28 protein-coding genes are annotated in these 24,836 nt (G+C 41.4%); 20 read left to right on the top strand and 8 right to left on the bottom strand.

Annotated elements, in window-relative coordinates; all coding sequences use genetic code 11:
- Positions 1-129 precede the first annotated feature (129 nt).
- Positions 130-1,830, bottom strand: coding sequence for an APC family permease (locus ACOFKR_RS12095; RefSeq protein WP_419801060.1), 1,701 nt, complete (start codon positions 1,828-1,830; stop codon positions 130-132).
- Between the two features lie 82 nt (positions 1,831-1,912).
- On the opposite strand from ACOFKR_RS12095, the gene ACOFKR_RS12090 reads away from it, so the two are divergent.
- Positions 1,913-2,566: a phosphatase PAP2 family protein gene (locus ACOFKR_RS12090; protein WP_419801059.1), complete on the top strand. Its 654-nt coding sequence runs from the start codon at positions 1,913-1,915 to the stop codon at positions 2,564-2,566.
- A 123-nt stretch (positions 2,567-2,689) separates the two neighbouring features.
- Here ACOFKR_RS12090 and ACOFKR_RS12085 read toward each other — a convergent pair whose 3' ends face one another.
- From ACOFKR_RS12085 to ACOFKR_RS12075, 3 genes are all read right to left on the bottom strand, one after another.
- On the bottom strand, positions 2,690-2,902 hold the full coding sequence (locus tag ACOFKR_RS12085; protein ID WP_419801058.1) for a DUF433 domain-containing protein: 213 nt from the start codon (positions 2,900-2,902) through the stop codon (positions 2,690-2,692).
- A gap of 32 nt (positions 2,903-2,934) precedes the next feature.
- Positions 2,935-4,128, bottom strand: a complete 1,194-nt coding sequence (locus ACOFKR_RS12080; RefSeq protein WP_419801057.1) for a sodium:proton antiporter — start codon at positions 4,126-4,128, stop codon at positions 2,935-2,937.
- 106 nt (positions 4,129-4,234) lie between these two features.
- The gene (locus ACOFKR_RS12075) at positions 4,235-5,935 is read right to left on the bottom strand and encodes a M3 family oligoendopeptidase (RefSeq protein WP_419801056.1); all 1,701 of its coding nucleotides are present in this window, start codon (positions 5,933-5,935) and stop codon (positions 4,235-4,237) included.
- Positions 5,936-6,070: 135 nt separating this feature from the next.
- Between ACOFKR_RS12075 and ACOFKR_RS12070 the strand changes: the two genes are divergently transcribed.
- Positions 6,071-6,493, top strand: a complete 423-nt coding sequence (locus tag ACOFKR_RS12070; RefSeq protein ID WP_419801055.1) for an antitoxin Xre/MbcA/ParS toxin-binding domain-containing protein — start codon at positions 6,071-6,073, stop codon at positions 6,491-6,493.
- Between the two features lie 7 nt (positions 6,494-6,500).
- Complete coding sequence (locus ACOFKR_RS12065; protein WP_419801054.1) at positions 6,501-6,953, top strand: RES family NAD+ phosphorylase; 453 nt, start codon at positions 6,501-6,503, stop codon at positions 6,951-6,953.
- 27 nt (positions 6,954-6,980) lie between these two features.
- Here ACOFKR_RS12065 and ACOFKR_RS12060 read toward each other — a convergent pair whose 3' ends face one another.
- From ACOFKR_RS12060 to yihA, 4 genes are all read right to left on the bottom strand, one after another.
- Positions 6,981-7,907 carry an NAD-dependent epimerase/dehydratase family protein gene (locus ACOFKR_RS12060; RefSeq protein ID WP_419801053.1) on the bottom strand — a complete coding sequence of 309 codons (927 nt, stop codon included), beginning with the start codon at positions 7,905-7,907 and terminating at the stop codon, positions 6,981-6,983.
- Between the two features lie 91 nt (positions 7,908-7,998).
- The gene (locus ACOFKR_RS12055) at positions 7,999-8,613 is read right to left on the bottom strand and encodes a Crp/Fnr family transcriptional regulator (RefSeq protein WP_419801052.1); all 615 of its coding nucleotides are present in this window, start codon (positions 8,611-8,613) and stop codon (positions 7,999-8,001) included.
- Positions 8,601-9,455: a UbiA-like polyprenyltransferase gene (locus ACOFKR_RS12050; RefSeq protein ID WP_419801051.1), complete on the bottom strand. Its 855-nt coding sequence runs from the start codon at positions 9,453-9,455 to the stop codon at positions 8,601-8,603. Before ACOFKR_RS12050 ends, ACOFKR_RS12055 begins: the two co-directional genes overlap by 13 nt.
- A gap of 15 nt (positions 9,456-9,470) precedes the next feature.
- Positions 9,471-10,106 carry a ribosome biogenesis GTP-binding protein YihA/YsxC gene (gene yihA / locus ACOFKR_RS12045; protein ID WP_419801050.1) on the bottom strand — a complete coding sequence of 212 codons (636 nt, stop codon included), beginning with the start codon at positions 10,104-10,106 and terminating at the stop codon, positions 9,471-9,473.
- Positions 10,107-10,242: 136 nt separating this feature from the next.
- Here yihA and ubiE point away from each other — a divergent pair, with 136 nt between their 5' ends.
- The 17 genes from ubiE to nuoK all read left to right on the top strand — a co-directional run bounded on the left by ubiE (position 10,243) and on the right by nuoK (position 24,835).
- The gene (gene ubiE, locus ACOFKR_RS12040) at positions 10,243-10,974 is read left to right on the top strand and encodes a bifunctional demethylmenaquinone methyltransferase/2-methoxy-6-polyprenyl-1,4-benzoquinol methylase UbiE (RefSeq protein ID WP_419801049.1); all 732 of its coding nucleotides are present in this window, start codon (positions 10,243-10,245) and stop codon (positions 10,972-10,974) included.
- Complete coding sequence (locus tag ACOFKR_RS12035; RefSeq protein ID WP_419801048.1) at positions 10,971-11,717, top strand: outer membrane beta-barrel protein; 747 nt, start codon at positions 10,971-10,973, stop codon at positions 11,715-11,717. The genes ubiE and ACOFKR_RS12035 overlap by 4 nt, the downstream gene beginning before the upstream one ends.
- Before the next feature lie 54 nt (positions 11,718-11,771).
- On the top strand, positions 11,772-12,530 hold the full coding sequence (locus ACOFKR_RS12030; protein ID WP_419801047.1) for an SDR family NAD(P)-dependent oxidoreductase: 759 nt from the start codon (positions 11,772-11,774) through the stop codon (positions 12,528-12,530).
- Positions 12,531-12,702: 172 nt separating this feature from the next.
- A complete protein-coding gene (locus ACOFKR_RS12025; protein ID WP_419801046.1) occupies positions 12,703-13,149 on the top strand; it encodes a GatB/YqeY domain-containing protein in 447 nt (148 codons plus the stop codon).
- Positions 13,150-13,266: 117 nt separating this feature from the next.
- Positions 13,267-14,028: an alpha/beta fold hydrolase gene (locus ACOFKR_RS12020; RefSeq protein ID WP_419801045.1), complete on the top strand. Its 762-nt coding sequence runs from the start codon at positions 13,267-13,269 to the stop codon at positions 14,026-14,028.
- Position 14,029: 1 nt separating this feature from the next.
- Positions 14,030-14,692, top strand: a complete 663-nt coding sequence (locus tag ACOFKR_RS12015) for a CBS domain-containing protein (protein ID WP_419801044.1) — start codon at positions 14,030-14,032, stop codon at positions 14,690-14,692.
- Positions 14,693-14,699: 7 nt separating this feature from the next.
- A complete protein-coding gene (locus ACOFKR_RS12010) occupies positions 14,700-15,581 on the top strand; it encodes an NAD kinase (RefSeq protein WP_419801043.1) in 882 nt (293 codons plus the stop codon).
- A gap of 8 nt (positions 15,582-15,589) precedes the next feature.
- Positions 15,590-16,375 (top strand): DUF6089 family protein, encoded by a 786-nt coding sequence (locus tag ACOFKR_RS12005; protein ID WP_419801042.1) that lies wholly within the window; start codon positions 15,590-15,592, stop codon positions 16,373-16,375.
- Between the two features lie 301 nt (positions 16,376-16,676).
- Entirely contained in the window at positions 16,677-17,417 is a 741-nt protein-coding gene (locus tag ACOFKR_RS12000) for an isoprenyl transferase (RefSeq protein ID WP_419801041.1), read from the top strand.
- A 61-nt stretch (positions 17,418-17,478) separates the two neighbouring features.
- Entirely contained in the window at positions 17,479-20,043 is a 2,565-nt protein-coding gene (gene bamA / locus ACOFKR_RS11995) for an outer membrane protein assembly factor BamA (RefSeq protein ID WP_419801040.1), read from the top strand.
- A 96-nt stretch (positions 20,044-20,139) separates the two neighbouring features.
- A complete protein-coding gene (locus tag ACOFKR_RS11990; RefSeq protein ID WP_419801039.1) occupies positions 20,140-20,670 on the top strand; it encodes an OmpH family outer membrane protein in 531 nt (176 codons plus the stop codon).
- 56 nt (positions 20,671-20,726) lie between these two features.
- Complete coding sequence (locus ACOFKR_RS11985; protein WP_419801038.1) at positions 20,727-21,239, top strand: OmpH family outer membrane protein; 513 nt, start codon at positions 20,727-20,729, stop codon at positions 21,237-21,239.
- A gap of 70 nt (positions 21,240-21,309) precedes the next feature.
- Positions 21,310-22,116, top strand: coding sequence for a glutamate racemase (gene murI / locus ACOFKR_RS11980; RefSeq protein ID WP_419801037.1), 807 nt, complete (start codon positions 21,310-21,312; stop codon positions 22,114-22,116).
- Positions 22,117-22,195: 79 nt separating this feature from the next.
- The gene (gene nuoH / locus ACOFKR_RS11975) at positions 22,196-23,266 is read left to right on the top strand and encodes an NADH-quinone oxidoreductase subunit NuoH (RefSeq protein ID WP_419801036.1); all 1,071 of its coding nucleotides are present in this window, start codon (positions 22,196-22,198) and stop codon (positions 23,264-23,266) included.
- A gap of 142 nt (positions 23,267-23,408) precedes the next feature.
- Positions 23,409-23,990, top strand: a complete 582-nt coding sequence (locus ACOFKR_RS11970; RefSeq protein ID WP_419801035.1) for a 4Fe-4S binding protein — start codon at positions 23,409-23,411, stop codon at positions 23,988-23,990.
- Positions 23,991-23,997: 7 nt separating this feature from the next.
- Positions 23,998-24,537, top strand: coding sequence for an NADH-quinone oxidoreductase subunit J (locus tag ACOFKR_RS11965; protein ID WP_419801034.1), 540 nt, complete (start codon positions 23,998-24,000; stop codon positions 24,535-24,537).
- A complete protein-coding gene (nuoK, locus tag ACOFKR_RS11960) occupies positions 24,530-24,835 on the top strand; it encodes an NADH-quinone oxidoreductase subunit NuoK (RefSeq protein WP_419801033.1) in 306 nt (101 codons plus the stop codon). Before ACOFKR_RS11965 ends, nuoK begins: the two co-directional genes overlap by 8 nt.
- Position 24,836: the final 1 nt, after the last annotated feature.

The raw sequence follows: 24,836 nt of genomic DNA, 5'->3' as shown, positions 1-24,836 counted from the left end.
AGGGTGGTAAAAGAAGCATTTTTGTTTCTGGATTTTCTGTGCGCTGCTCTTTCGATAAAGCACCGCGTTTATTTATTAATGCTTCTTTTATCACCCCAAATTTATGGTGATAAAAGAAGCATTACTTGTTTAAGCAATTTTATTGAGCTTGCTGTTGCGGTAACTGTAAGTAAAATAAATAACCAAACCAATTACCAGCCAGATCAAAAACCGCAGCCAGTTGGTATAGCCCAATTCTGTCATCAAATAAAAACAGCTTAACAAACCCAAAACAGGTATCAGCGAAAGGTTTTTGACGAAAGACAGAACTGTAACAACTGCCGAAAGCCCGATAAACAGGAAATATGGCAATTTATCGTGATCGCCGGTGTAATGAAATAGTGCCAGAAAAGGTTTCCGGAAGATTATCAATCCAGCTAAAAACAAAACCGGCACAACATATTTGGAGTTTACATAAGGGATTTTGAATCTTTTTTGTGCGCTTTCGGCTTGGATTTCTTCATCTTTTGGCAGCAACAAAACGCCGCCGCAAACCAGCACAAAAGCAAATAAAGTTCCGATACTTGTCAAATCCGTTACTTCCGTCAGGTTTAAAAACAAAGCCGGGATTGCCACCACAAAACCGGTTACGATAGTTGCAAAAGAAGGCGTATGATATTTGGGATGGATGCGCGAAAACGCTTTTGGGAGCAAACCGTCGCGGCTCATGCTCATCCAGATGCGCGGCTGGCCCATTTGGAAAATCAGTAAGACGCTGGCCGTGGCAATTACCGCACTAATTGAAATAACGTAACTGATGTTTTTCAAACCAATCCGCGCGAAAACAAAAGCCAGCGGATCTTCTACCTGCAACTCTTTGTAATTCACCATTCCGGTTAAAACCAGCGCAATCAAAATATACAAAACTGTACAAATAATCAGCGAATAAATCATGCCGCGCGGCAAATCCCGCTGCGGGTTTTCACATTCTTCGGCAGTGGTAGAAATCGCATCAAAACCGATATAAGCAAAAAACACGCCCGATACGCCTTTCATCACACCGGCAAAACCATTGGGCATAAACGGGTGCCAGTTGGCTGGCGTGATGTAGAAAAAGCCAAGCACGATCACGCCCAAAACCACGGCAATTTTAAGCATTACCATCGCGTTGGTGGCTTTTTTGGTTTCCTTGATGCCAGTATAAACCAGCCAGGTTATCAAAAACACGATCAGCAAAGCCGGTAAATCGGCAATCAGCCTTAAACTGCCGATTTGCGGTGCGTTTGTCCAGGCTTCGGCGGCCAGTTTTATGTTGGCATCGATGGCCGCACCTGAGGTTTTCAGTTTTTGAAACTGCTCAAAACCGCGAAAGGCCGACAGATAATCCATCGTTAAAAACCCCGGTACATGGAGGTGAAAACCTTCCAGCAGGTTGGTAAAATATTTGCTCCAGGAAATGGCCACGGCGATGTTGCCAATGGCATATTCCATCAGCAAATCCCAACCGATGATCCAGGCAATCAATTCGCCAAAAGAAGCATAAGCATACGTATAAGCACTGCCCGAAACAGGTATCCGGGAAGCAAATTCTGCATAACACAAAGCCGAAAAGCCGCAGGTGATGGCCGTTAAAACAAACAAAATACTTACCGCCGGTCCGCCATTATACGAAGCCACACCAATGGTAGAAAAAATACCGGCACCAATTACGGCGGCAATGCCCATAAAAGTTAAATCTTTAGTTTTGAGCACTTTACTCAGACCGCCGTGGTTTTCGCCATCGCCATATCCGGCCGCGAGATCTTCAAGTAATTTGGAAACAGATTTTTTTCGGAAGATACTTTTACTCATTTAATGTATAATTGCAGGTGCAACCGATCAAACTTATCAAAAATATAGCTAATTTTTTCTGCGGATTTTTAAAAATGAACTGATGAAAGCAGCATTAAAAACTACTTGCCAGAAAATCAATACGTTATTATATCCATATCTGGTTTTATTGCTGATTTGTATCGTGCTGATGCTCATTTTTAGCAAAACAGAATTGTATTTTGCTATAAATCATTTGCATACTGTTTTTACCGATGTTTTTTTTGCCAGCTTTACCATTTTAGGTGCCAGTATTGGTTGCATAATTATTGTTTTGATCACATTTTTAATCAATTTCCGGTCTGGGTTTTTACTGGCCAGCAGTTATATAATCACGTTTATCATCTCACAAACCATCAAACATTTGGTTAAAGCACCGAGGCCGCATCTGTTTTTCAGCAAAAAACTACACGATATTTACCTGATAAAAGGCGTAGTGATGCTAAATACCAACAGTTTCCCGTCCGGCCATTCGGTTTCGGCATTTACCGCGGCTGTGGTTTTTACTTACGCGGCCAAAAATAAACGCTGGGGCGTTTTCTGGCTGCTGATTGCCGTTTTGATTGCTTATTCGCGCATGTATCTGAGCGAACATTTTTTACAGGACGTAACGGCCGGTTCTGCGCTTGGCGTGTTGATTACCGTTTTTTGGCTGAGTTGGATCGACCAGCAGCCGTTTTTACATACCAAAAAATGGAACCGTGGGATTTTTCGGTGACAAATTTATCATGCTTCTTTTATTACCTAAATTTTGCTTTTGTAATGTTGGCAGATGAAAACTTTCGTAGAAAACCACCAAATTTTAGGTGGTAAAAGAAGCATGTGAAAGTTTAAACAGATTTTAAACCGAAAAAGCTGAATTTAACTGATCTTCAGCCATTTCCAATACTTTGTTTACCTGATTAATTTTTACTGCCGGATAATCTTCTAAAAAATCTTCCAGATTTTTCCCGGATTTCAGGTAATTGAAAAAAATCGAAACCGCTGTTTTTGTTCCGAAGAAAACCAACTGACCGTTTTGGTCCTGGATTGAATGTTGTTGAGGTGATGACATATTTTATCGTTAAAACTTGATCTTTAAAAAACCTAAGTAATGATCGGTTCCGGTGCTTCTTTTTTGCCGGAAAGCAGCAAACCCAAACTCATGATCACGCTTGTCCCCAGGATGATCAAAAATAGCAATCCGGTTTCAATTCCTTTCAATTTTAAATTATCGGGCAGGTTATAATACAATAAAATCGTGATCAATCCGCGCGGCGAAATAAAAACTTCGGGCAGCAAATCTGTTTTGCCAATGTATTTCAAACTTAAAAAACGGATCAGGTAGATGGCCGCCAAAATAACAATTCCGTATTCCAGCACCTGCAGATTTTCGAGTTCCTGCAAGTTCATTGTAAAACCGAAAATCACGAAGAAAAATGTACGGATGATAAAGGCACTTTCTGCAGATAACTGGAAAAGCTGGCGCAGGTCCCGGCCCAACTTCGGGTACAAAAAATATTTTTTGAACCATTTTAGTTTGATTTGATTGGCATTGTTCAGAAACAAACCAAAAGCAAGCACCAAAATCAAGGCTGATAAATGGAATTGCTCGCCAAAAGCATAAACCAAAATAAGGATCGAAATAATGAGAAAAAACTTGACGTGATGTTGTAAACGGCTTAACAAATACAGCATAAAAAGACAAGAAACGACCGATAAAAGAAGTATCGACAAGGTTTCAAAACCCAGATTTATAAATGAACCGGCTTTGATGTTTGGATTGTTAAGCACAAAATTGAACAGCACAATGCCCAGAATATCCGAAAAAGAAGCTTCATAAATAACGTATTCTTTTTTATGGTCTTCCATAGCACTGGCCGACGGAATGGCGATGGCCGAACTGACGATACTGAACGGGATGGCATTTAAAAAACAAGCCGAAAAAGTATTGCCCGACAAATGCTGTAAAATCAAGGCCAAAACCACGCTTGTGCCCACTAAAATAGTTAAGGCCGAAAAAAAAGAACGCAGGATCAGCTTGTTTTTTTCTTTGTCGTATTTCAACTCCAGCGCGCCTTCCAGTACAATCAATATCAAACCAATGGTGCCCAAGGCGGGCAAAATAGTTAAAAAGTTGAACGTTTTGAAGCCGATATAATCAACCAAAAACCGTAAACCGATGCCCAAAGCAAGCAGCAGCAGCACGGCCGGGATACGGGTTTTTTTAGAAATCAGGTCAAACAGGTACGAAAAAATAACCAGTCCGCTGAGGATAATGAGCGCAGTATAAGTAGTCATGTAGTTTTGTAGAAGAACAGCTTGTCCTCATTATAAAAAATACCCGGTAAAAACAGCATCAACCCAAAGCAGGCGATACTGTTTTTACCGGGTAAAAATCAGTGGTTTATATTTTGTCCATTTCCGCGCGTACAAAAGCGGCCAGTTCTTTTACATATTCCTGGCTGAAATCAAACTTGATCCCGGCGGTTTCATAAATTTCGGTGATGGTTTTGGTATAGCCCAGTTTCAGCGCGTCCAGGTATTGCTGCAAACCTTTTTCCGGGTTTTCTTTATAATTTTTCCAAACGGCGATGGCACCAAGCTGCGCCATGCCGTATTCAATATAATAAAAAGGCACTTCAAAAATGTGCAGCTGCTTTTGCCACAGGTTTTCTTCGGCTTCGCGATGATCGGCCCAATCTACAAAGTTGGCACCAAAAGGTTCAAAAATCTGTATCCAAGCTTCTGTCCGTTGTTCGGTTGTATGATCGGGGTTTGTATAAATCCAATGCTGAAACTGATCGACCACGGCAACCCAGGGCAGCGTTTTCAGCACATCAAAAAGCTGATCGCGTTTGGCGCGTTTTAAATCTTCCGGATTGTCAAAATACACGTCCCAATGATCCATCGAAATCAGTTCCATGGACATGGAAGCCAGTTCTGCAACTTCGCTCGGGCAATGTTTAAAATCGTTCAGCTCCAAATCTGCCGTCAAAAAAGTGTGTATGGCATGGCCGCCTTCGTGCACCATCGTAGTCAGATCACGGAAGGTTCCGGCCGAATTCATAAAGATAAACGGGGCACCGGTTTCGGCCAGCGGATAATTATAACCGCCCGGCGCTTTGCCTTTGCGGCTTTCTACATCAAACAAACCGTATTCGCGCATCGTATTTAGTTTTTCGCCCAAATCCGGGTTGATATTGTTGAAACAACGGATGGATTTCCCGATCAACTGCTGTCCGTTTTCGAAAGGTTTTAAAGCTGGTTTTCCCGAAATATCAACTTCTGTGTCCCATGGTTTTAAAGTTTCCAAGCCCAAAGCTGCTTTGCGTTTTTCGGCTTGTTCGCGTAAAATCGGCACAATTTCGGTTTCAATCGCTTCGTGAAATTTGTAGCAATCGTGCGGTGTGTAATCAAACCGGCCCAAAGCCTGGAACATATAATCGCGAAAGTTTTCAAAACCGGCATTCAGTGCAACCTGATGGCGTACTGTTTTTAGGTGGTTAAAAAGCGTATCCAAAGCATCTTTATCCTGCAAACGGCGGAAAGTGATTTTCTCCCAAACCTGCTGGCGTTTTTCGCGGTTTAAATCTTTCAAAAATACGGCAGCCTGCTCCAGCGTGTATTCTTTGTCATCAATAAAAACTGACATTGCGCCGATAATGGATTGATATTTTTGCGCTTCCACCTGCAATTCGGTTTGCAGCGGAATGTTTTCTTCGCGGAACAATTCCAACGATTTTTTAATCCCGCGCAGCAAAATGAAATACTTCTCTTCATTCAGCCCGTCTTTAAATTTGCTGTCCATCAACTTTTCATTCAATTGATTATTTAAAGGCGCAATCTTCGGTTCTATTTCGGTGGCGAAGTATTGAAATTTTTCCAACAAGCCCGGATTAGTCGTATCGCAAGTCATTTTGATATACCGCCAGGCAAAATCTTCTTCAAGCGCGGCTTCCAGTTCGCTCCGGTCGCGCAGCCATTGTTCCAGATCAGCAACCGAATTAATGGCGCGGTTTTGAAGTTCGGTAAAAACCGGCTCCAGGTTTTCCCACTTAATTTCTAAATTTTCGGGTATATATTTTTTTTGTTTTTTGAGGATCATTGTTAGACAGAATTAAGCTGCGAAATTAGGAAATACAATTAACCAAAATTATAGTGGTAAAAGAAGTATCGGGAATTTTAAAAACAAAAAGGGAAAATTACTTTTTGCAAAAGGGAAAATTACTAAATTTGATGTATGAAAACTTTTGAAGAACCCATGTTAAGTTATATTCCATCCAAAATTGACCACGCGGCTACTTTGGGTTTGATTCAAAGCGATAAACCAAGTTACCAATATTTTAAAGCGATAAAAGACATTACTTCTTTTACCGATGAAAAAATAGCTGACTGGCTGGACATCAGCGTAAAAACCTATCGTACCTACACCAAACCCGGTGCGCAGATTAAGGATAGCATCAAGGAGCAGGCACTCATAATATTATCGCTGATTAAACATGGAACTGAAGTTTTTGGCAGTGTTAAAGATTTTTTACAGTGGCTGGAAGGAGAGAATTTTTATTTTGATAAAAAAGCACCCATCACTTTTATGCATACCAACAGCGGGATGAAATTTATTGACGACCAACTTACAGGCATGGAATATGGCGATAATGCATAAAAAATAAATGGAGGTTTATCGTATCGCTAAAGAAAACTTTTCCAAAGAATTAATAGCATCCGGGAAGGCATACCGATGGAACAATGATAACCAGTTTGTTTTATATACCGGAAGTTCCCACTCATTGGCCACTTTAGAATTAGTAGTTCGCCGGAAAAGCATCAATCCAAAGTCTGATTATCGGGTAATGATTATTTCTATTGCCGATGAAGAAGAACTTTTTACTGCTGTTCTAAAAAATAATTTGCCGGAGAATTGCCGAAGTGTAAATGCTTATTCTCAATTGCAACAAATAGGAAGTGATTGGTACAAAAGCAACCAGTCGCTGGTTTTAAAAGTCCCTTCGGCCGTGATTTCCCAGGAATACAATTATCTCATCAACACCAAACATCCTGATTTTTTGGAAAAAGTTAGTTTGGTGAGGACAGAGAATTACTTTTGGGACGAAAAGTTGGTTTGAAGCGTTTTGATACTTCAACAGAAAATTTTATCCCTTAAACAAAGTATCTTTCAATTCCCGTATCCCGGTTTCGTAAGAAGTTGGTTTTACTTTGAAAAAAGTTTCAAACTTGGCCGAATCAAACACATAATCATGATCGTACTGGTAAAACATTTCTACAGCCCCAGCACTGTTTTTATCAAAAATACCTATTAAACGAAGCATCAGTTTATTGATAGAATTAAATTTAGGTTCGGTTTGAAAAACTTTTGCCGCCAGTTCGATCAACTGTTTTCCGGTTAGGGCCGGTGCCGTTGGGGCGTGCCAGATTTGGTTATTACTTTGCGGGTTTTGCCCTAATAAAAACAGTGCGCGGCCACAATCGGGCACGAAAGTAAAAGCGTGTAAAAGTTTTGGGTTGCCCAACCACATTGCGCTTTGCTTTTTTGCAAATTTTGCCAGTACCAATGAATCAAAAACACTATTTGTGGATTGCCCTGCGCCATAAAAATCAGCAGCACGTAAAATACTGGCGCGGATGTTTCCGGCTTTTACTTCATCCATCAAAGTTGTGGCTATTTTGGCGCGGATTTCTCCTTTTGCACTTAATGGGTGATAAGGCGTTTCTTCGGTCATTTTGCCTTTTACCAAACCGTACATATAAACATTGTCAAAAAAGATCAATCTGGCGCCGGTTTGTTTTGCTGCTTCGATTGCATTTTGGATGATTACCGGCCATTGCGCCGCCCAAACCTTTTTATCGTATTTTAAACCGGCACACAAGTAAATAACGGATGCTTCTTTTACTGCCGAAAAAACCTCGTCTTTGTTTAGTAAATCAGCTTTTTGCCAGCTTGTATTTCCTGAAGTTGGGATTGGTTTACGGCTAACTAATCTTACTTTTTCATTTGCTGCGGATAACTCTTTGGTCAACGCGTTGGCTACCGGTCCGCCTGCTCCTAATATAATATACATCGTTTTTGTTTTGGTGTGATACAAACTTAGCTATCGAAACAAGCAGAAAACGTTAACAAAAGATAAGAAAAAATAGGAGATAAAAGAAGCATCAACCTTTAACTTCCGGCAAGCAAATCCTTTTCCTGATCCGCGACAAGGAAACTGGTGTAATGCCTAAAAACTGCGCAATGTAATGTTGCGGGATGCGCTGCATAATCATTGTCCCGCTGTTTAATAATTGCAGATACCTTTCTTCTGGTGTTTGGATGATAAAGGCCGTCAACCGATCTTCATAACAACAAATTAAATGTTCTGCTATCAAACGGCCAAACCGCTCCATTTTATAAGCCAGTTTTTCATTTTTTAGCATCTGCTGCAAACTGGAATGTGTGAAACTGATTAGCTGCGTGCTTTCTAAAGCCTGAACATATACGATATTTGGTTGCCGGGTTAAAAAGCTTTTATAAGAACTTACAAGTTCATGATCAAAACAAAAATAATTGGAAATTTCTTCACCATTTTTTACATGATAAAAACGAACTGAACCCGAAACAATAAAGCTGATCTCATCACAAACCTGTCCGGCTTTGATAAAAAAATCTTTCTTTTTTAAAGTTTTGTATTGAAGATGCTGACTAAAAAGCAGCCACTCTTCATCATTGAAAGTAACAAACTTTACCAGATTTTCGCGGAATAGATCTAAACTCTGATTTAACGGATCCATAACCGATCAATTAAAAAGCATAAAGCAAAAACAACACTGGCAATACCATTAGTCGTCATGAAAGCGAAGTTGACGCGGCTTAAATCATGCGGTTTTACCAGGCTGTGCTGATAAACCAGCATCGAACAAAACACCAGTAAACCGACGTAATACGGCCAGCCAACAGGTGTGAGAAAGATTGGTAGCACTACAAAAACAGCCGATAAAACATGCAGAAAAGTGGAAAGCCGTAAAGCGTTCACTTTACCTAAAAAAACCGGAATGGAATGCAGTTTTTCTTCGCGGTCGAAATCCTCATCCTGCAAAGCATAAATAATATCGAAACCGCTTACCCAGCATAAAACTGAAGCAGAAAATAAAATTGGAAGCGTAGCAAAAGCACCGGTAACCACCAAATAAGCACCGATCGGAGCCAAACTCAAGCCTAAACCTAAAACCAAATGGCACAAAAAAGTAAAGCGTTTTGTAGCACTATAACCTAAGACAACCAGCAAAGCAACCGGCGATAAATAAAAGCACAGCGGATTGATATACCAGGTTGTGCCGATAAAAAGCAGGCAATTAACCATGGTAAAAGTTAAAGCTGCTTTTGCCGTGATCCTTCCGGCCGGAATATCGCGGACTTTGGTACGCGGGTTTTTAGCATCAATATGGCGATCCAGATAACGGTTAAAAGCCATGGCCGCACTTCTGGCAAAAACCATACAAAGCAACATCATCGCTAATTTTAAAGCTGAGAAAGTATGATTTGTGGTGGTAACCGCCAGAAAAAAGCCGATAAAGGCAAAAGGCATGGCAAAAATTGTATGCGAAAAAGTAACGAGTGAAAAATATTTTTTCATGCTGAAGTAGAAGACTTATTGCTGTTCGGGCTGATAGATTTTGACATCATTTACATCGAATTGTCGGTTCACTTCATCCACAAAATTCAAAATCCCGTCCTTGCCTTCCTGTGTTTCGGCCGAAGTGATGAAATGCTGCGGCACTTCTTCAAAAAAACCAAGCAAAGCTTTGCGGAAAAGGCTTATATTATGCAGTGTTTTGGATTTGTTTTGCTTATCAGCTTTGGTAAAAACCAGTACGAAAGGAATTCCGCGTTCGCCCAAAGCAGAACAAAAATCCAGATCGATTTTTTGCGGTTCCAACCGGCTGTCGATCAATATAAAAACACATTGCAGGTTTTCACGCTTTTCGAGATAATTCCGGATGTATTTGTTCCATTCCTCTTTTTTTCCTTTAGAAATCCTAGCGTAACCATAACCCGGCAAATCTACCAAATACCAGTTTTCATTGATCAGAAAATGATTGATGAGCTGGGTTTTGCCCGGCGTTTGCGAAGTTTTGGCCAAGCCTTTTTTACCGGTAATCATGTTGATGAGCGAAGATTTGCCCACGTTGGAGCGGCCGATAAAGGCATATTCCGGTTTTAAAGGCGGTGGCAATTTGGATATTTGCGTGTTGCTGCAAACGAAATCGGCAGTTTTGACAATCATCCCACAAAGTTAAAATTTTGTTGCCTTTAATTTGATGTTGCAACGTCAAGATAAAAAATACGTAAATACTAAAGCTGTAACGGATATAATCATGCTTCTTTTAGCACCTATTTTTTAGCATCTTTGAAACATCAGCATGAATAAAATAATAACGCCGTACCAAAACACAAAGGTTGCCAAAAAAGAACAGGTGGCCGATATGTTCAACAATATCTCCAAAACTTATGATTTCCTGAACCATTTTATGTCGGCCGGGATTGATATTATCTGGCGGAAAATCGCGATTAATGAACTAAAGAAAGATAAGCCGCAACTTATTCTGGATGTAGCAACCGGAACAGGCGATTTTGCTTTTGAGGCGATCAAAATCCTCCACCCAAAAAAAATAATTGGCGTGGATATTTCGCAGGGAATGCTGAACATTGCCCAAAAAAAGATCGATAAAAGAGGCATGTCCAATCGTTTTGAAGTGCGTTTGGGCGATTCGGAAAAGCTTTTGTTTGATGGCAACAAGTTTGATGCCGTGACCGTTGCTTATGGTGTGCGCAATTTTGAAAACCTGGAAGCAGGTTTGGCCAATATTTGCCGTGTGCTGAAACCTGGCGGAAAAGCCGTGATCCTGGAATTTTCAAAACCTAAAGTATTCCCGGTCAAGCATTTATATCATTTTTATTTCAATTATATTACGCCGCTGATCGGGAAATTATTTTCTAAAGATGCGCGCGCTTATTCCTATCTGCCGGAATCTGTCGCGGCTTTTCCGGATGGCGAACGTTTCACCGCTCTGATGCAAAAAGTAGGTTTCAAAAATACCAAAAACAGGCCGCTGGCGTTTGGCATCTGTTCGGTTTATACGGGCATTAAATGAGCAAAAAGTACATACTGTTTTTATCGGTGTTTTTTTGGGCCGGAAGTGTGGCGGCACAGCAAATAACGCAAGCCTGGGCCGGCGGTGCAGATCAAAACAACTTTTCTTTCGGATATACTTTTCAATACGTCAGTTCTTCCTACAAAATCCTGAAAAAACCGGATTGGCGCACACCTTTTTTCGATCAGGTAACCAACAGGAACGTAACCGATAGTTTAAATAGCATCAATTCGCCCGGCACTTCCGGTTTTGCGCTTGGTTTTTTGGCGAGGTACAGCGTTACGGACAATCTGGAAATCCGTACCGTGCCAACACTATCTTTTACTGACCGCGTGCTCAATTATCAATATAGGACGCAGGATTTGGCTTCAGACAAAATGATGACTGTTTCGACCACGCAGGCCGAGTTTCCGCTGGAACTCAAGCTGAAATCCAACCGGATTGGTAATTTCCGAGCGTATGTTCTGGGCGGCGTAAAGTATGCTTTCGGCATCGGCAATCAAAGCAAAGCCAACGAAGCAGATTTGGCCCCGCTGGACCGGAAACTTAAAAACGTGCGTAATTACGCTTCTTACGTAGCCGGTTTCGGGTTTGATATTTACCTGGAATATTTCAAACTTTCGCCCGAAATTAAGCTGTCAAACTCCTTTGGTAACGTGCTTTATCCTGAAAACCATCCATACGCCAACCCGCTGGACAAATTATTTTTGCACAATATCATGTTTAGCTTGTTCTTTGAATAAATATGCAAACATTAGCGCAAAACATTTCTTTGTGCTTAAATTAATACTTCTTTTATGAACAAAATTGCATTGATAACAGGAGCCAGTTCCGGCATTGGCGAAGCTTGCGCGCACGTTTTTGCACGCGAAGGTTTTAAGCTGATCTTGACCGGAAGGCAAGCTGATAAATTGGAAAGCCTGGCTTCGGCCTTAAATATACAGTATCAAACCGAGGTTGCTGTGGCGGCGTTTGATATTCGTGACAAAAATTCCGTTCAGCATAGCCTTGAAACCTTGCCCGAAGCCTGGAAAAAAGTAGATGTACTGATCAACAACGCCGGTTTAAGCATAGGTTTGGAGCCGATAAACCAGGGAAACCCGGACGACTGGGACGTGATGATCGATACCAACATTAAAGGTTTATTGTATGCCAGCAAAGTGGTTTCCAACTGGATGATTGCCAACGGCAGCGGCCATATTGTTAATCTGGGATCAATTGCCGGAAAAGAAGTTTATCCAAACGGAAATGTGTATTCCGCCACCAAACATGCGGTTGATGCTTTAAACAAAGCGATGCGGCTGGATTTGTTGCCGCACGGAATCAGGGTTTCGGCCATCAATCCGGGCGCGGTAGAAACCAATTTTTCCAACATCCGCTTTAAAGGTGATACCGATCGGGCCAAAAAAGTTTACGAAGGCTTTGAACCGCTTGTTGCCGCAGATATTGCGGAAACAATCTGGTTTGTTGTTTCGCGGCCGACCCACATTAATATCAATGATTTAACAATTATGCCCGCGGCGCAGGCAAATGCTGTTAACTTTGCGCGGAAGTAAAAAAGGAGCGAAGAGAAAATAAAGTTAAAATTTGGGGCGGACTGGAAATTTTGATGAAGGATCGCCTCAAATCAACACTAAAAAAATACCGATAAAAGAAGCATGTTGATTGAAACCAGAAAGCGAAAAACCTGCCTTTTTTCAACACTAAAAAAACACTGATAAAAGAAGCATGTTAGTTGAAACCATAGATCAGGACATAAAAAAAGCCATGCTGGCAAAAGATGATGCACGTTTGCGTGGCTTGCGGGCCATCAAATCTGCCTTGCTGCTGGCCAGGACGGAAAAAGGTGCTTCGGACATCATTTCTGAAGAAACCGAACTGAAAGTTTTGCAGAAGCTGATCAAACAGCGAAAAGAATCGGCAGAAATTTATCATGCCCAAAACCGCAACGATCTGTACCAGATTGAAAAAGAGGAAATGCAGGTGATTGAGGCTTACCTGCCGCAGCAGATGGACCGCGAAGAAATTACGGTTTATTTGCAGGGCATTATTGCGAAAACAGGTGCCACATCCGTAAAGGAAATGGGCAAAGTGATGGGTGCGGCCAATAAAGAACTGGCCGGAAAAGCAGACGGAAAAACCATTTCGGAAATTGTAAAACAGTTGCTGCAATAATATAATTGTTGTTTTTGGCTGAAAACGATTGTAAAAAGTTAATTTTATAGCCGCAGCAACGGATTAATTTAGAGGTTCCGGATTGATTACCTGCAGCAATTTATTTGATTAAACTTTATGGACTTTGTGGTTAAAGAAGAAAACGGGTACAAATATATAGAACAAGGTACAGGTGAAGTTTTGCTGCTTTTGCATGGATTGATGGGTGCTTTAAGTAATTGGGAATATGTAATAGAGGAGTTTAGCAAAAATTATCGTGTGATCATCCCGATGTTGCCCATTTACGAACTGCCGCTGCTTACGATAGGCGTGAAAACGCTTTCAAAGTTCGTCCATAAATTTATTCAGTTTAAAAAATTGGAAAATGTGACCGTTCTGGGCAATTCGCTGGGCGGCCATGTAGGTTTAATTTACGCGCTAAATCATCCGGAAAAACTAAAAGCGATGGTGCTGGCCGGAAGCTCCGGCTTGTATGAAAATGCTTTCGGCGGTTCATTTCCGCGAAGGGAAAGCTATGATTTTATCCGTGAGAAAGTAGAATACACTTTTTATAGTCCAAAAACAGCAACCAAAGAACTGGTGGACGACGTATATGAGAGCGTGAACAACAGGCATAAAATAATCCGCTTGCTGGCAATGGCCAAATCCGCTATCAGGCATAATATGGCAAAAGACCTGCACAAAATTAAATTACCGGTAGCCTTGATCTGGGGCAAAAATGATAAAATTACACCGCCGGAAGTAGCGGTAGAGTTTTCGCAATTGCTGCCCCGTGCCGAACTGACCTGGGTTGATGAGTGCGGCCATGCGCCAATGATGGAACAGCCCGAAGAGTTTAACCGCTTATTAAAAAATTTCCTCGAAAAAAACAACATATAGTATGGTTGCTGCCGAACTGATTTCTGATATCATCCCACCGGTAAAACCGACAGATTCGGTTGAAAAAGTAAACATGCTTTTTTCAGAATTTAAGGTAGAAGAATTGCCGGTTGTTGATGGAGAACAGTTTTTAGGGCTGGTTTCTGAAGATGATCTGGTTGAGGTTTTTGATGAAGAACTGCCGATCAGTACGGTTTCGTTTTCCAAAATGCAGGCTTTTGTCCGGGACCATCAGCACATTTATGATGTAATCCGGCTTTTTCATGCCCAACAATTAAGCGTAGTGCCAGTGTTGGACATGCAGAACAACTACATCGGTTTGATCAACATCCGTACGCTTACAGATTATTTTGCCACACTTACATCTGCTATAGAACCGGGTGCCGTTATTGTCCTCGAAATTGGCAACCGCGATAATTCACTGGTGCAGATGGCGCAGATTGTAGAGTCGGACAAGGCGCAAATCCTGAGTTCTTACGTGCGTTCTTTCCCGGATTCTACCCGTTTGGAAGTAACGCTCAAAATCAATAAAAAAGATGTTTCGGCTATTTTGGCCAGTTTTAACCGTTATGATTACGTCGTTTCGGCTGTTTACAATCAGGCCCAGGTAGAAGATGATTCCAGAAACCGCTACGATTTACTGATGAATTACATCAACATATAACCCATTTATGAAGATTGCAGTTTACGGCAAGGCTTTTAATCAAACGTTTTTACCCTTTATCAGGCAGGTTTTTGATGCCTTGTATCAGCACAAAGCCGAAATACTGGTTCATAAAGAACTGAACGATTTTATTTCCGGTCAGCCTGATTTCAACCCGCACAATGCTGTTTTCAGCGATTACAGCGATTTGAAAAATAAGGTAGAAGTGCTGCTGACTTTAGGCGGTGACGGTACTATTTTGGGCACAGTTGATTTGATCCGGGATTCTGAAATACCGGTGATCGGCATCAATTTTGGCCGTTTGGGTTTTTTGGCCAGTGTTAATAAAAACGATATTTCGGCTGCCATTCATGCTTTGATCAGTAAACAGTTTACGCTTGATAAACGGGTTTTGCTGGAAATAGAATCTGATCCGATAGTTTTTAAAAACCAGAACACTGCGCTGAACGACATCACGATACACAAACGTGATGACGCGGCGATGATTACCATTCACGCTTTCTTGAACGACGAATTTCTGAATTCTTACTGGGGCGACGGCATTATTGTTTCTACGCCAACCGGTTCTACCGCTTATTCACTAAGTTGTGGCGGCCCGATTGTGATCCCGCAATCCGGCAATTTTGTGATTACGCCGATCTCGCCCCACAACCTGAATGTACGGCCAATTGTAGTTTCAGATAATAACAAACTCACTTTCAAAATCGAAACACGCAGTTCTAATTACCTGATTTCCTGCGATTCTAAAACCGAGATTATTGACACAAACAGTGTGTTCACCATCAGCAAGGCCAATTATAGTTTTAATCTGATCCGGCTAAATAATGAAAGCTACTTATCCACGTTAAGGAACAAATTAATGTGGGGACTGGATGCCCGGAATTACTGATTTTGCCGATGCGTAAACTTTTAGGTTTGCTTCTTTTACTGCTGATTTCTTCGGGTACTTTTGCCCAAAAATGGGAACTTGGCGGTTTTGCAGGTACTTCCGGTTATATGGGCGAGTTTAACGAGATCAATCCTGTAAAATTTACAGATTTTGCCATCGGTGCCGCTGTTAAGTACAATTTTAACGGTTATTTTTCTGCCAAACTGGGTTATACTTACGCCACTATCCGTGGTGCCGACAGTACCTCGTCCAGCCAGCAGTTACGCAACCGGAATTTGAGTTTTTATGATGGTTTGAACGAACTGGCACTGACCGGCGAACTCAGTTTTTTTAATTATCAGCCGGGCATCAGTGTAAAACGTTGGTCGCCATTTATTTTTTCCGGGATTGCCCTCGTTGATTACAATCCGAAAGCAGATTACAACGGCACAACTTACGATCTTCGTTCTTTAAAAACGGAAGGTCAGCAAAAAGAATACAAAACATCCGCTTTAAGCATTCCGTACGGCGTTGGGCTGAAAGTAAATTTTTACAAAAGCTGGAACCTGGCTTTGGAGCTGGGTTACCGCACCGCTTTTACCGGTTATCTGGATGATGTAAGCGGAAATTATGCCGATAAAAACAGCATGCCCAACGCTTATTCCAGGATTTTTGCAGATCGGTCCGGCGAAAAAACCGGCGTTTATATTGGTGCGCCCGGCTCGCAGCGCGGGGATTTACGATCGAGGGACACGTATATGATTGCGGGTTTTAGCTTGTCGTTCACTTTCCTTAGCCAAAAATGCTTTTACTGAATTTAGGTTGATAAAAGAAGCATCGTTCAATTTTATGCTGACATCCTAACAACCCAAAAAAACCATTGCGACATAACCATAAGCAAAGGCAATTGTTTGAAGATTAATTTTACCTTTGCAGCCTGAATTTCCGATTTGTTAAGTTCTGGCAAAACCCAAATTTAGGCAGATAAAAACAGCATCAGTCTTTTGTCTGAACCTGAATGAAGGATTTAGCGTTTTGATATACGATCATCAAATTGATGCAGGATTTAATAAGCGGGTACAAAGCGGCAGGTTGCAGGGTTGCAAAAATCGTTCAATGGATTACAAAGCACAAATAGATAAAGAAAAATTGCCCAAACATGTGGCCATTATTATGGATGGCAACGGCCGCTGGGCAAAAGGGAAGGGCAAGTTGCGTGTTTTTGGTCATCACAACGGTGTTTTGGCAGTGCGCGATGTGGTGGAAGGTGCCGGCGAACTGGGTATCGGATATTTAACTTTATACACTTTTTCTTCTGAGAACTGGAACCGCCCCAAATTTGAAGTTACCGCGATTATGGAGCTGCTGATCTCTACCATCAACAAAGAGATTAAAAAGCTGATGCAAAACAATGTGCGTTTAAATGCCATTGGCGATCTGGAAATGCTGCCCGGAAAGTGCCATCAGGAATTGCAGGCCGCCATTGATACAACAGCCGCAAACACCGGTTTGGTTTTAACGCTGGCCCTGAGTTATAGTTCGAGGCGCGAAATTGTAAATGCAGCCAGGCAAATGGCCGAAAAGGTAGAAAAAGGAGAGCTAAAAGCAGCAGATATCAATGAAGATTTATTTACGCAGCACCTGCATACCTCTAAAATGCCTGACCCTGAACTGCTGATCAGGACGAGTGGCGAATACCGCATCAGCAACTACCTGCTTTGGCAAATTGCTTATGCCGAGCTTTACTTTACGGCCAAATTATGGCCGGATTACCGCAAAGAAGATTTGTTTGAAGCCGTTTTAGATTACCAGCAACGCGAACGCCGTTTTGGGAAAACCAGCGAGCAAGTGAACTAATTTTTGATGTTTAACACTTTTTAACAACTGTTTAAATTACTTTAGCCTCCAAATTCATCGAATGAACAGGTACTTTTTAGCACTTATTTTCTGTACAATTTCTACCGCTGTTTTAGCCCAGGTTGGCCGCCCGAACACACCGGCACCGCAGGTTTTGCCGGCAGATAGTTTGAGTTACCTTAACCCAAAAGAGTTGACAATTGGTACAGTTACCGTTTCCGGGTCACAATATTTGGATAAAGATGTGTTGATCAAAATCTCACAGTTAACCAAAGGCGATAAAATTACTGTGCCTGGCGATGCAACTTCCAACGTAATCAAAAATTTGTGGCAGCAGGGTTTGTTTGATGATGTGAAATTATTGTACACGCTGCGCAACGATACGATCAATTTTGATATCAACGTAAAAGAACGGCCGCGGCTTTCCAAGCTCAACATAAAAGGTATCCGAAAAGGCGAAGTAGAAGATGTTCAGAAAAAATTAAAGGACAAAACCGGAAAAATTGTAAACGAAAACCTGCTAAGCACCACTACGGCCATCATAAAAAAACATTTTGCAGAAAAAGGCTACCTCAATACCACAGTTGATATTAAAGAACGGAAAGATGCCGGTGAAGCCAATAGTATGATATTGGACGCAACTGTTGACAAGAAGCAGAAGGTAAAAGTCAACAGCATTGATTTTACTGGCAATACTGCTTTTACAGATGCAAAACTGGCCTCGTTTATGAAAAAAACAAAGGCAAAAAAATGGTATAATATATTTGGTTCCAAGAAGTTTTTGCGTGATAAATACGAAGACGACAAGCAAACCTTAGTGGCAAAAATGCAGGCAAACGGTTATCGTGATGCCGAAGTTTTAAGTGATTCGGTCTGGAAAAACGATGATGCCACCGTTAATATCAAAATTAAACTATACGAAGGCCCGAAATATTATTTTGGTAACTTAACCTGGTCTGGCAATGCAAAATATCCGACCAAAATTTTAAATACACTTTTGCGGATTAAAAAAGGTGATGTTTTTAGTGAGGAAGAATTGAACAAACGTTTAAGCGGTTCGCCCAATGGTGATGATATTTCTTCTTTGTATTTGAACGATGGTTATTTAACTTATCAAACAGACCCGGTGCAAACGCGCATCCATAATGATACCATTGACGTTGATTTGCGGGTTTACGAAGGTCCGCAATACACTATAAATAAAGTAATTGTGAAAGGGAACGAAGTAACCAATGACAAGGTTATTTTGCGCGAAATCCGTACCAAACCTGGCCAGAAATTTTCCAAAGAAGCGATTGTAAGGAGTACACAGGCGATTACGCAGTTGGGTAATTTTGATGAGCAGAAAATTGACCCACGGCCAACCAACATCAACCCGAACGAAGGAACTGTTGATATTTTATACAACGTAGTAGAAAAACCTTCCGATCAGATTGAACTTTCCGGTGGTTTTGGCGGCGGAAGTATTGTTGGGACGCTGGGCTTGACATTTAATAATTTTTCGCTCAGGAACCTTTTCAACCTGAGTGCTTACAAACCATTGCCAAAAGGCGATGGGGAAAAATTAAGTTTGCGGGGACAGGCGAACGGCAAAAACTACCAGAATTTTTCTTTCACTTATTCTGAACCTTGGTTTGGCGGGAAAAAACCGGTCAATTTCGGCATAACGGCTTATACACAATTGCAATCTAATGGTCGTAACGCAATCGGTGGTTATTCGGCCCTTAGAAAAGGCGATCCGGGATATTATGGTATTTCTATTAATGGTGTTTCGGCAACGATTGGCAAACAATTAAAATGGCCGGATGATTATTTCAATTTAAGCCATACTTTAAGCTTTGACCACTATAACCTGACAGACTATCCGGGTTACTTGTTCAGCAACGGAAAATCCATTAACATCAAACTGACTGAAACTTTCAGCCGCTACTCTTTGGATGCGCCTATTTATCCAACTTCAGGTTCTAACATTCGTTTAACGGCCCAGTTTACACCTCCTTATTCTTTGTTTAATAATACAAACTATGCCATTGCTACGCCGCAGGACCGCTATCATTTTGTAGAATATTATAAAGCTAAGTTTGAGGCACAATGGTTCCAGAAAATTTATGGCAAATTGGTTTTAAAAGCGCAAACACAGTTTGGTTTCCTAAGTTCTTATAACAATGCTGTCGGGCAATCGCCGTTTGAGCGTTTCAAATTAGGTGGGGACGGAATGCAGAGTTATCAATTTTTGCAAGGATCAGAAATTATTGGTTTGCGCGGGTACGAAAACTTTGATATCGTGCCTTTAGGTTCAAACCCCAATATTGCCAGCACTTCCGGAAGTCCGATTTTTGATAAATTTCAGTTAGAGTTGCGCCATCCGGTTATTGCCAGTCAATCCGCTACTGTTTTTATACTGGCTTTTACAGAAGGCGGTAATACCTGGAATTCTTTCAACCAGTTTGCACCGTTTAATGTAAGGCGTTCGGCTGGTGTTGGCGCAAGGATTTTCCTGCCGATATTTGGTTTGCTTGGTTTGGATTATGGTTATGGTTTCGACCCGATTCCCGGGATCCCGACTGCTAATAAAGGCCACTTCCATTTCTCGATTGCGCAAAGTTTAAGCGGTGCATTTAATTAACAATAAACTGTCAGATTTTAAACTAAAGATAAATACCATTGTCTGAAAATGTTTTTGAAAGATTTCCAAAATCATAATTTTGCGTAGGTTTGTAGCATGAAGAGATTATTTTTAACGCTGATTCTGCCCCTTTTAGCAACTACGGCTGTTTTTGCACAGCGTTTTGCTTATGTTGATTCCGAATATATTTTGAAACATATCCCGGAGTATGCATCTTCCCAAAAACAGATTGCATCGATATCAGATCAATGGCAAAAAGAAACGGATGCACGTTTTCAGGAGATCGATAGGATGTACAAAGCTTACCAGGCAGATCAGGTTTTGATGACGGGCGACATGAAAAAACGCCGGGAAAATGAAATCATCGATAAAGAAAAAGCAGCCAAAGATTTTCAGCGTCAAAAATTTGGCCCGGACGGCGAACTTGCCCAGCGCAGTACAGCGTTGATCAAACCAATACAGGACCGTGTTGCAAAAGCGGTACAAGCCGTTGCAGAGAGCGAAAACCTGGATATGATTTTTGATAAAAACAGCGAAGTGATAATGCTTTACGCCAATCCGCGTTATGATAAAAGCGCAGCCGTGATAATCCGTTTAGGTTTGAAACCCGGCGTTTTTGCCCAATAAAAAATCCAAAAAATAGTAGATAAAAACAGCACATAACAATCACCCATAAATAAAAAATGAAAAAACTATTCAAAGTTGCTTTAGTTGCCGGATGTTTATTTTTTGCAGGAAACATCGCTGAAGCACAATCTAAAATTGGTTACATCAACGTAAATCAGGTGGTAGATCAAATGCCTGAAACCAAAGTAATTCAAAAACAAATTCAGGATTACCAGAAAACCTTCGTGGATCAATTAACGGCCATGAACAACGAATTGCAAACCAATGCACAAGCTTACGATGCCAAAAAAGCAACCATGACGGACGCCGCACGTACCGCTAAAGAAGCAGAATTGCAGGACCAAAACAAACGTTTGCAGGATTATCAAACCAAAGCACAGCAGCAGGTTGGCGATAAAAGCAAACAGCTTTCTGATCCGTTATTGCTGAAAGTGCGTACCGCTATCCAAACTGTTGCCAAAGAAAAAGGTTACAATTATGTTTTTGATACGGCACAAACAGAATTATTGGTTTCGCAGCCCGGCGATGATTTGATGCCATCTGTAAAAACTAAGTTAGGTATTAAATAAGATACTTCTTTTATCACCCAAAAAAGCGATGTTCAGGCAAAATGAGCATCGCTTTTTTTATTATAGTTACATGCCAGCAAACCAGCCTATAGGTGTTTTCGATTCCGGTATCGGCGGGTTGACCGTTGCCAACGCCATCCAAAAACTAATGCCAAAAGAAGCATTGGTCTATTTTGGCGATACGGCGCATTTGCCTTATGGCGATAAATCCCCGGAAGCCATTAAATATTATTCGCTAAAAATCGCCAAGTTTTTGATGGATGAAGGTTGCAAGGCCATTGTAATTGCTTGTAACACAGCTTCCTCGCTGGCTTACCATGATCTGAAGCTGTTTTTAGGCGCTCAAATTCCGATTTACAGTGTGATTGATCCGGTGGTGGATTATATGACTTCTTCTGATCAATTCCAAAATATTGGCGTAATTGCTACCCGCGCTACTATTAATTCCAACATTTATGCGGAGAAAATTTATCTGCAAAAACCAAAAATCAGGGTAAAATCCCTGGCTACGCCTTTGCTGGCACCAATGATTGAGGAAGGTTTTTTTAACGATCAGATCAGCGGCACCCTTATCCACACTTATCTTTCTGATCCGGTTTTACAGGGGATCGACAGTTTGATTTTGGCTTGTACGCATTATCCGCTGATCCGAAATGAGATCGCAGCGTATTATCAACCCAAAATTACAATTATCGATAATACAGAAATTGTGGCCAAACATCTTCAAAAAGAACTTTTGCGAATGGATTTGTTAAATGGCGAAGAACCTCAGCCACACCGTTTTTATGTTTCGGATTTCACAGATTCTTTTGAAAAAAGCACCAGGTTGTTTTTTGGACATCAAATCCAGTTGCAGCTTCGCCAAATTTGGGACTAATCCTACCGGCTTAATTCCGATTTTCACGTTTAAAATCGTTCTTAATAAGTAAGTTTGCAGCATTACAACTTGATTTGTTTTGAACTCATACCTGCTTAGTTTGCTTGTTGCGCTTTTGCTGTTCACGTTTGTGGCCTTATTTACAACTATGGCCGTTTATGTAGAACGCAAAGTTTCGGCATTTATGCAAGATCGTTTGGGTCCGATGGAAACCGGTAAATATGGTTCGCTGCAGGTTTTTGCGGATATGCTGAAAATGCTGCAAAAAGAACTGATTACACCGCTTGCCGCTGATAAAACGCTGTTTGCGCTGGCACCAATCGTAATTTTTGTTGCTGTTTATCTGGGGTTTGCGGCTTTGCCCTGGTCGGCAGGTTTGGTTTCGGCACATATCAACGCCGGTATTTTTTACATTCTGGCTGTACTTTCTATCGAAACAGTTGGCATTTTGATGGCCGGTTGGGGTTCAAACAATAAATATGCTTTGCTTGGGGCTGTTCGTTCGGTGGCGCAAATTGTGTCTTATGAAATCCCGGCCGGTTTTGCGTTAATTTCGGTAGTAATGATTACCCAAACGCTGGATTTGCAGGAAATTTCCCGTCAGCAGGGAATCTTATCCGCAGAAAATATTCAATTTTTAGGATTTATGCCGGTAAAAGAAGCAGGCGGAATTCTGGCCTGGAACATTTTCCGTGCGCCGCATTTGATTATTGCTTTTGTGATCTATTTTATCGCCTCGCTGGCCGAAAGTAACCGTGCACCGTTTGATATTCCGGAAGCAGAATCCGAATTGGTGGCCGGTTTTCATACCGAATACACGGGTTTCCGGTTTGCGCTGGTTTTTCTCGCCGAATATTCCATGATGTTTCTAACTTCTATGGTTGCCGTGATTTTATTTCTGGGTGCCTGGAACACACCGCTGCCTAATATTTCAACTTTAAAACTTGCCGATTGGACAACCGGTAATTTGTGGGGAATTGGCTGGATATTTACAAAAACGTTAATATTGGTGCTGGTACAAATGTGGATCAGGTGGACGTTGCCGCGTTTCCGTGTAGATCAGTTAATGGATTTATGCTGGAAAGTATTAACGCCGCTGGCTTTTTTATGTATGCTGATTTCGGGAATCTGGCGGCTTTGGCTGATGTAGAAATGATGCTGTTTTTACCATACTTTTTTTGTCATCCCGACTGCAGGAAAAAATATTTATCAAAGCAAAAAGAATTATTTTTTGAGAATAAGATTTCTCATTTCAGTCGAAATTACAAAGCGCGAAATATTAGAAAATAAAAATGTTCAACAACATCATCAAAGGATTTACCACTGCGGGAAAAGGCTTAAACCTCACCCTGAAACATTTTTTTGCTGCTAAAAACAGTAGGGAAGTGCTGAGTGTAAAAGCTGATAATTACTTTAAACAGCTGCCGGGAAACGCAACGATCCAATATCCGCATCAAACGCTTCCGGTGCCGGAAACTGGTCGTTATCAATTGTTTGTGGAGATGGAGGATTGTATTGTTTGTGATTTGTGCGCCAAAATTTGTCCCGTAAATTGCATCGACATAGAATCTATTAAAGCTACGGAAGCCATCGGGCAAACTTCAGACGGAACGACCAAACGACTGTATGCCGCAAAGTTTGATATTGACATGGCCAAGTGCATGTATTGCGGTTTGTGCACCACAGTTTGCCCAACGGAGTGCATCACGATGACCAACCAATACGATAAAAGTGTGGATGCATTGAGTTTACTGAACTACCAGTTTTCTGCCATGACGGAGGAAGAAGCAACAGAAAAAAAATCTGCAATAGAGAAACAAAATGCAGAAAAAACCGCCGCCAAACAAGCCGCGGCACTAAAAAAAGGTGGATAAAAACAGCATGGAACAAGCCATATTTATTTTCCTGGGGTTGATTACCGTAACTTCTGCCTGGTATGTGGCGGCAAGCAGCAATTTGGTACGTTCTGTTTTTATGTTTTTTGTAACGTTGTTTTCCATCGCCGGTCTGTACGTTTTTGCGCTGGCAGATTTTGTGGCGGTTACCCAGATTGTCATTTATGTAGGCGGCGTTTTGGTGCTGATGCTGTTCACTTTTATGTTGTCTAGCAAAGAAACTTTGGAAAAACTGGAAGAGCGTAAACATCAGTATTTTACCCTGAAACAGCTTCCGGCTTTGCTGGTTGCAGTTGCTTTTTTGCTGGTTTTGGTGAATGCTATTTTCAAACTAAACCCCGATCATTTGCTTTGGGTTACACAAGCGCAAAACAATACTTTTCATCCGCAGGACAATACAGTTACCAACATCGGAACTAATTTAATGACTGCTTATTTGCTGCCTTTTGAAGCCATTTCTATTTTGCTGATGATGGCATTGGTAGGCGCGGCGCACCTGGCCAGAAAGGGGCAGGCCGATGATTGATTTGCAAACTTTCATGCTGATCGGCGCAAGCCTTTTTTGTACCGGATTGTACATGGTACTGACTAAAAACAATGCCATACAGGTGCTGATCGGGATTGAATTTATTATCAACGCGGCCGTTATCAACCTGGTTGCTTTTGGCAAATACGATAAATACAACAACGGCGGTCAGCTTTTTGCGCTTTTTGCCATTGTGTTGGCCGCCGCCGGAACTGCTGTTGCGCTGGCCATTATTTTAAACGTTTACCGGAAATTTAAAACCATCGACCCGGAAAAAATCAATGCTTTAAAAGATTAGA

Source organism: Mucilaginibacter sp., from assembly GCF_965201005.1.
Taxonomy (GTDB): Bacteria; Bacteroidota; Bacteroidia; order Sphingobacteriales; family Sphingobacteriaceae; genus Mucilaginibacter_A.
Note: the sequence above shows the minus strand (reverse complement) of the source record. Positions and strands in the feature narration are given on the sequence as shown.

Excerpts from the sequence above, each read along its gene's own strand:
- ACOFKR_RS11985 (WP_419801038.1), top strand. The coding sequence starts at position 20,727 with ATGAAAAAACTATTCAAAGTTGCTTTAGTTGCCGGATGTTTATTTTTT.
- ACOFKR_RS12060 (WP_419801053.1), bottom strand. The coding sequence starts at position 7,907 with ATGTATATTATATTAGGAGCAGGCGGACCGGTAGCCAACGCGTTGACC.
- murI (WP_419801037.1), top strand. The coding sequence starts at position 21,310 with ATGCCAGCAAACCAGCCTATAGGTGTTTTCGATTCCGGTATCGGCGGG.
- ACOFKR_RS12015 (WP_419801044.1), top strand. The coding sequence starts at position 14,030 with ATGGTTGCTGCCGAACTGATTTCTGATATCATCCCACCGGTAAAACCG.
- ACOFKR_RS12055 (WP_419801052.1), bottom strand. The coding sequence starts at position 8,613 with ATGGATCCGTTAAATCAGAGTTTAGATCTATTCCGCGAAAATCTGGTA.
- yihA (WP_419801050.1), bottom strand. The coding sequence starts at position 10,106 with ATGATTGTCAAAACTGCCGATTTCGTTTGCAGCAACACGCAAATATCC.
- ACOFKR_RS12090 (WP_419801059.1), top strand. The coding sequence starts at position 1,913 with ATGAAAGCAGCATTAAAAACTACTTGCCAGAAAATCAATACGTTATTA.
- ACOFKR_RS12025 (WP_419801046.1), top strand. The coding sequence starts at position 12,703 with ATGTTAGTTGAAACCATAGATCAGGACATAAAAAAAGCCATGCTGGCA.
- ACOFKR_RS11965 (WP_419801034.1), top strand. The coding sequence starts at position 23,998 with ATGGAACAAGCCATATTTATTTTCCTGGGGTTGATTACCGTAACTTCT.
- ACOFKR_RS11970 (WP_419801035.1), top strand. The coding sequence starts at position 23,409 with ATGTTCAACAACATCATCAAAGGATTTACCACTGCGGGAAAAGGCTTA.
- ACOFKR_RS12075 (WP_419801056.1), bottom strand. The coding sequence starts at position 5,935 with ATGATCCTCAAAAAACAAAAAAAATATATACCCGAAAATTTAGAAATT.
- ACOFKR_RS12085 (WP_419801058.1), bottom strand. The coding sequence starts at position 2,902 with ATGTCATCACCTCAACAACATTCAATCCAGGACCAAAACGGTCAGTTG.
- ACOFKR_RS12065 (WP_419801054.1), top strand. The coding sequence starts at position 6,501 with ATGGAGGTTTATCGTATCGCTAAAGAAAACTTTTCCAAAGAATTAATA.
- bamA (WP_419801040.1), top strand. The coding sequence starts at position 17,479 with ATGAACAGGTACTTTTTAGCACTTATTTTCTGTACAATTTCTACCGCT.
- ACOFKR_RS12095 (WP_419801060.1), bottom strand. The coding sequence starts at position 1,830 with ATGAGTAAAAGTATCTTCCGAAAAAAATCTGTTTCCAAATTACTTGAA.
- ACOFKR_RS12035 (WP_419801048.1), top strand. The coding sequence starts at position 10,971 with ATGAGCAAAAAGTACATACTGTTTTTATCGGTGTTTTTTTGGGCCGGA.
- ACOFKR_RS12080 (WP_419801057.1), bottom strand. The coding sequence starts at position 4,128 with ATGACTACTTATACTGCGCTCATTATCCTCAGCGGACTGGTTATTTTT.
- nuoK (WP_419801033.1), top strand. The coding sequence starts at position 24,530 with ATGATTGATTTGCAAACTTTCATGCTGATCGGCGCAAGCCTTTTTTGT.
- ACOFKR_RS12030 (WP_419801047.1), top strand. The coding sequence starts at position 11,772 with ATGAACAAAATTGCATTGATAACAGGAGCCAGTTCCGGCATTGGCGAA.
- ACOFKR_RS12050 (WP_419801051.1), bottom strand. The coding sequence starts at position 9,455 with ATGAAAAAATATTTTTCACTCGTTACTTTTTCGCATACAATTTTTGCC.
- ACOFKR_RS11990 (WP_419801039.1), top strand. The coding sequence starts at position 20,140 with ATGAAGAGATTATTTTTAACGCTGATTCTGCCCCTTTTAGCAACTACG.
- ACOFKR_RS12000 (WP_419801041.1), top strand. The coding sequence starts at position 16,677 with ATGGATTACAAAGCACAAATAGATAAAGAAAAATTGCCCAAACATGTG.
- ACOFKR_RS12070 (WP_419801055.1), top strand. The coding sequence starts at position 6,071 with ATGAAAACTTTTGAAGAACCCATGTTAAGTTATATTCCATCCAAAATT.
- ACOFKR_RS12010 (WP_419801043.1), top strand. The coding sequence starts at position 14,700 with ATGAAGATTGCAGTTTACGGCAAGGCTTTTAATCAAACGTTTTTACCC.
- ACOFKR_RS12005 (WP_419801042.1), top strand. The coding sequence starts at position 15,590 with ATGCGTAAACTTTTAGGTTTGCTTCTTTTACTGCTGATTTCTTCGGGT.
- ubiE (WP_419801049.1), top strand. The coding sequence starts at position 10,243 with ATGAATAAAATAATAACGCCGTACCAAAACACAAAGGTTGCCAAAAAA.
- ACOFKR_RS12020 (WP_419801045.1), top strand. The coding sequence starts at position 13,267 with ATGGACTTTGTGGTTAAAGAAGAAAACGGGTACAAATATATAGAACAA.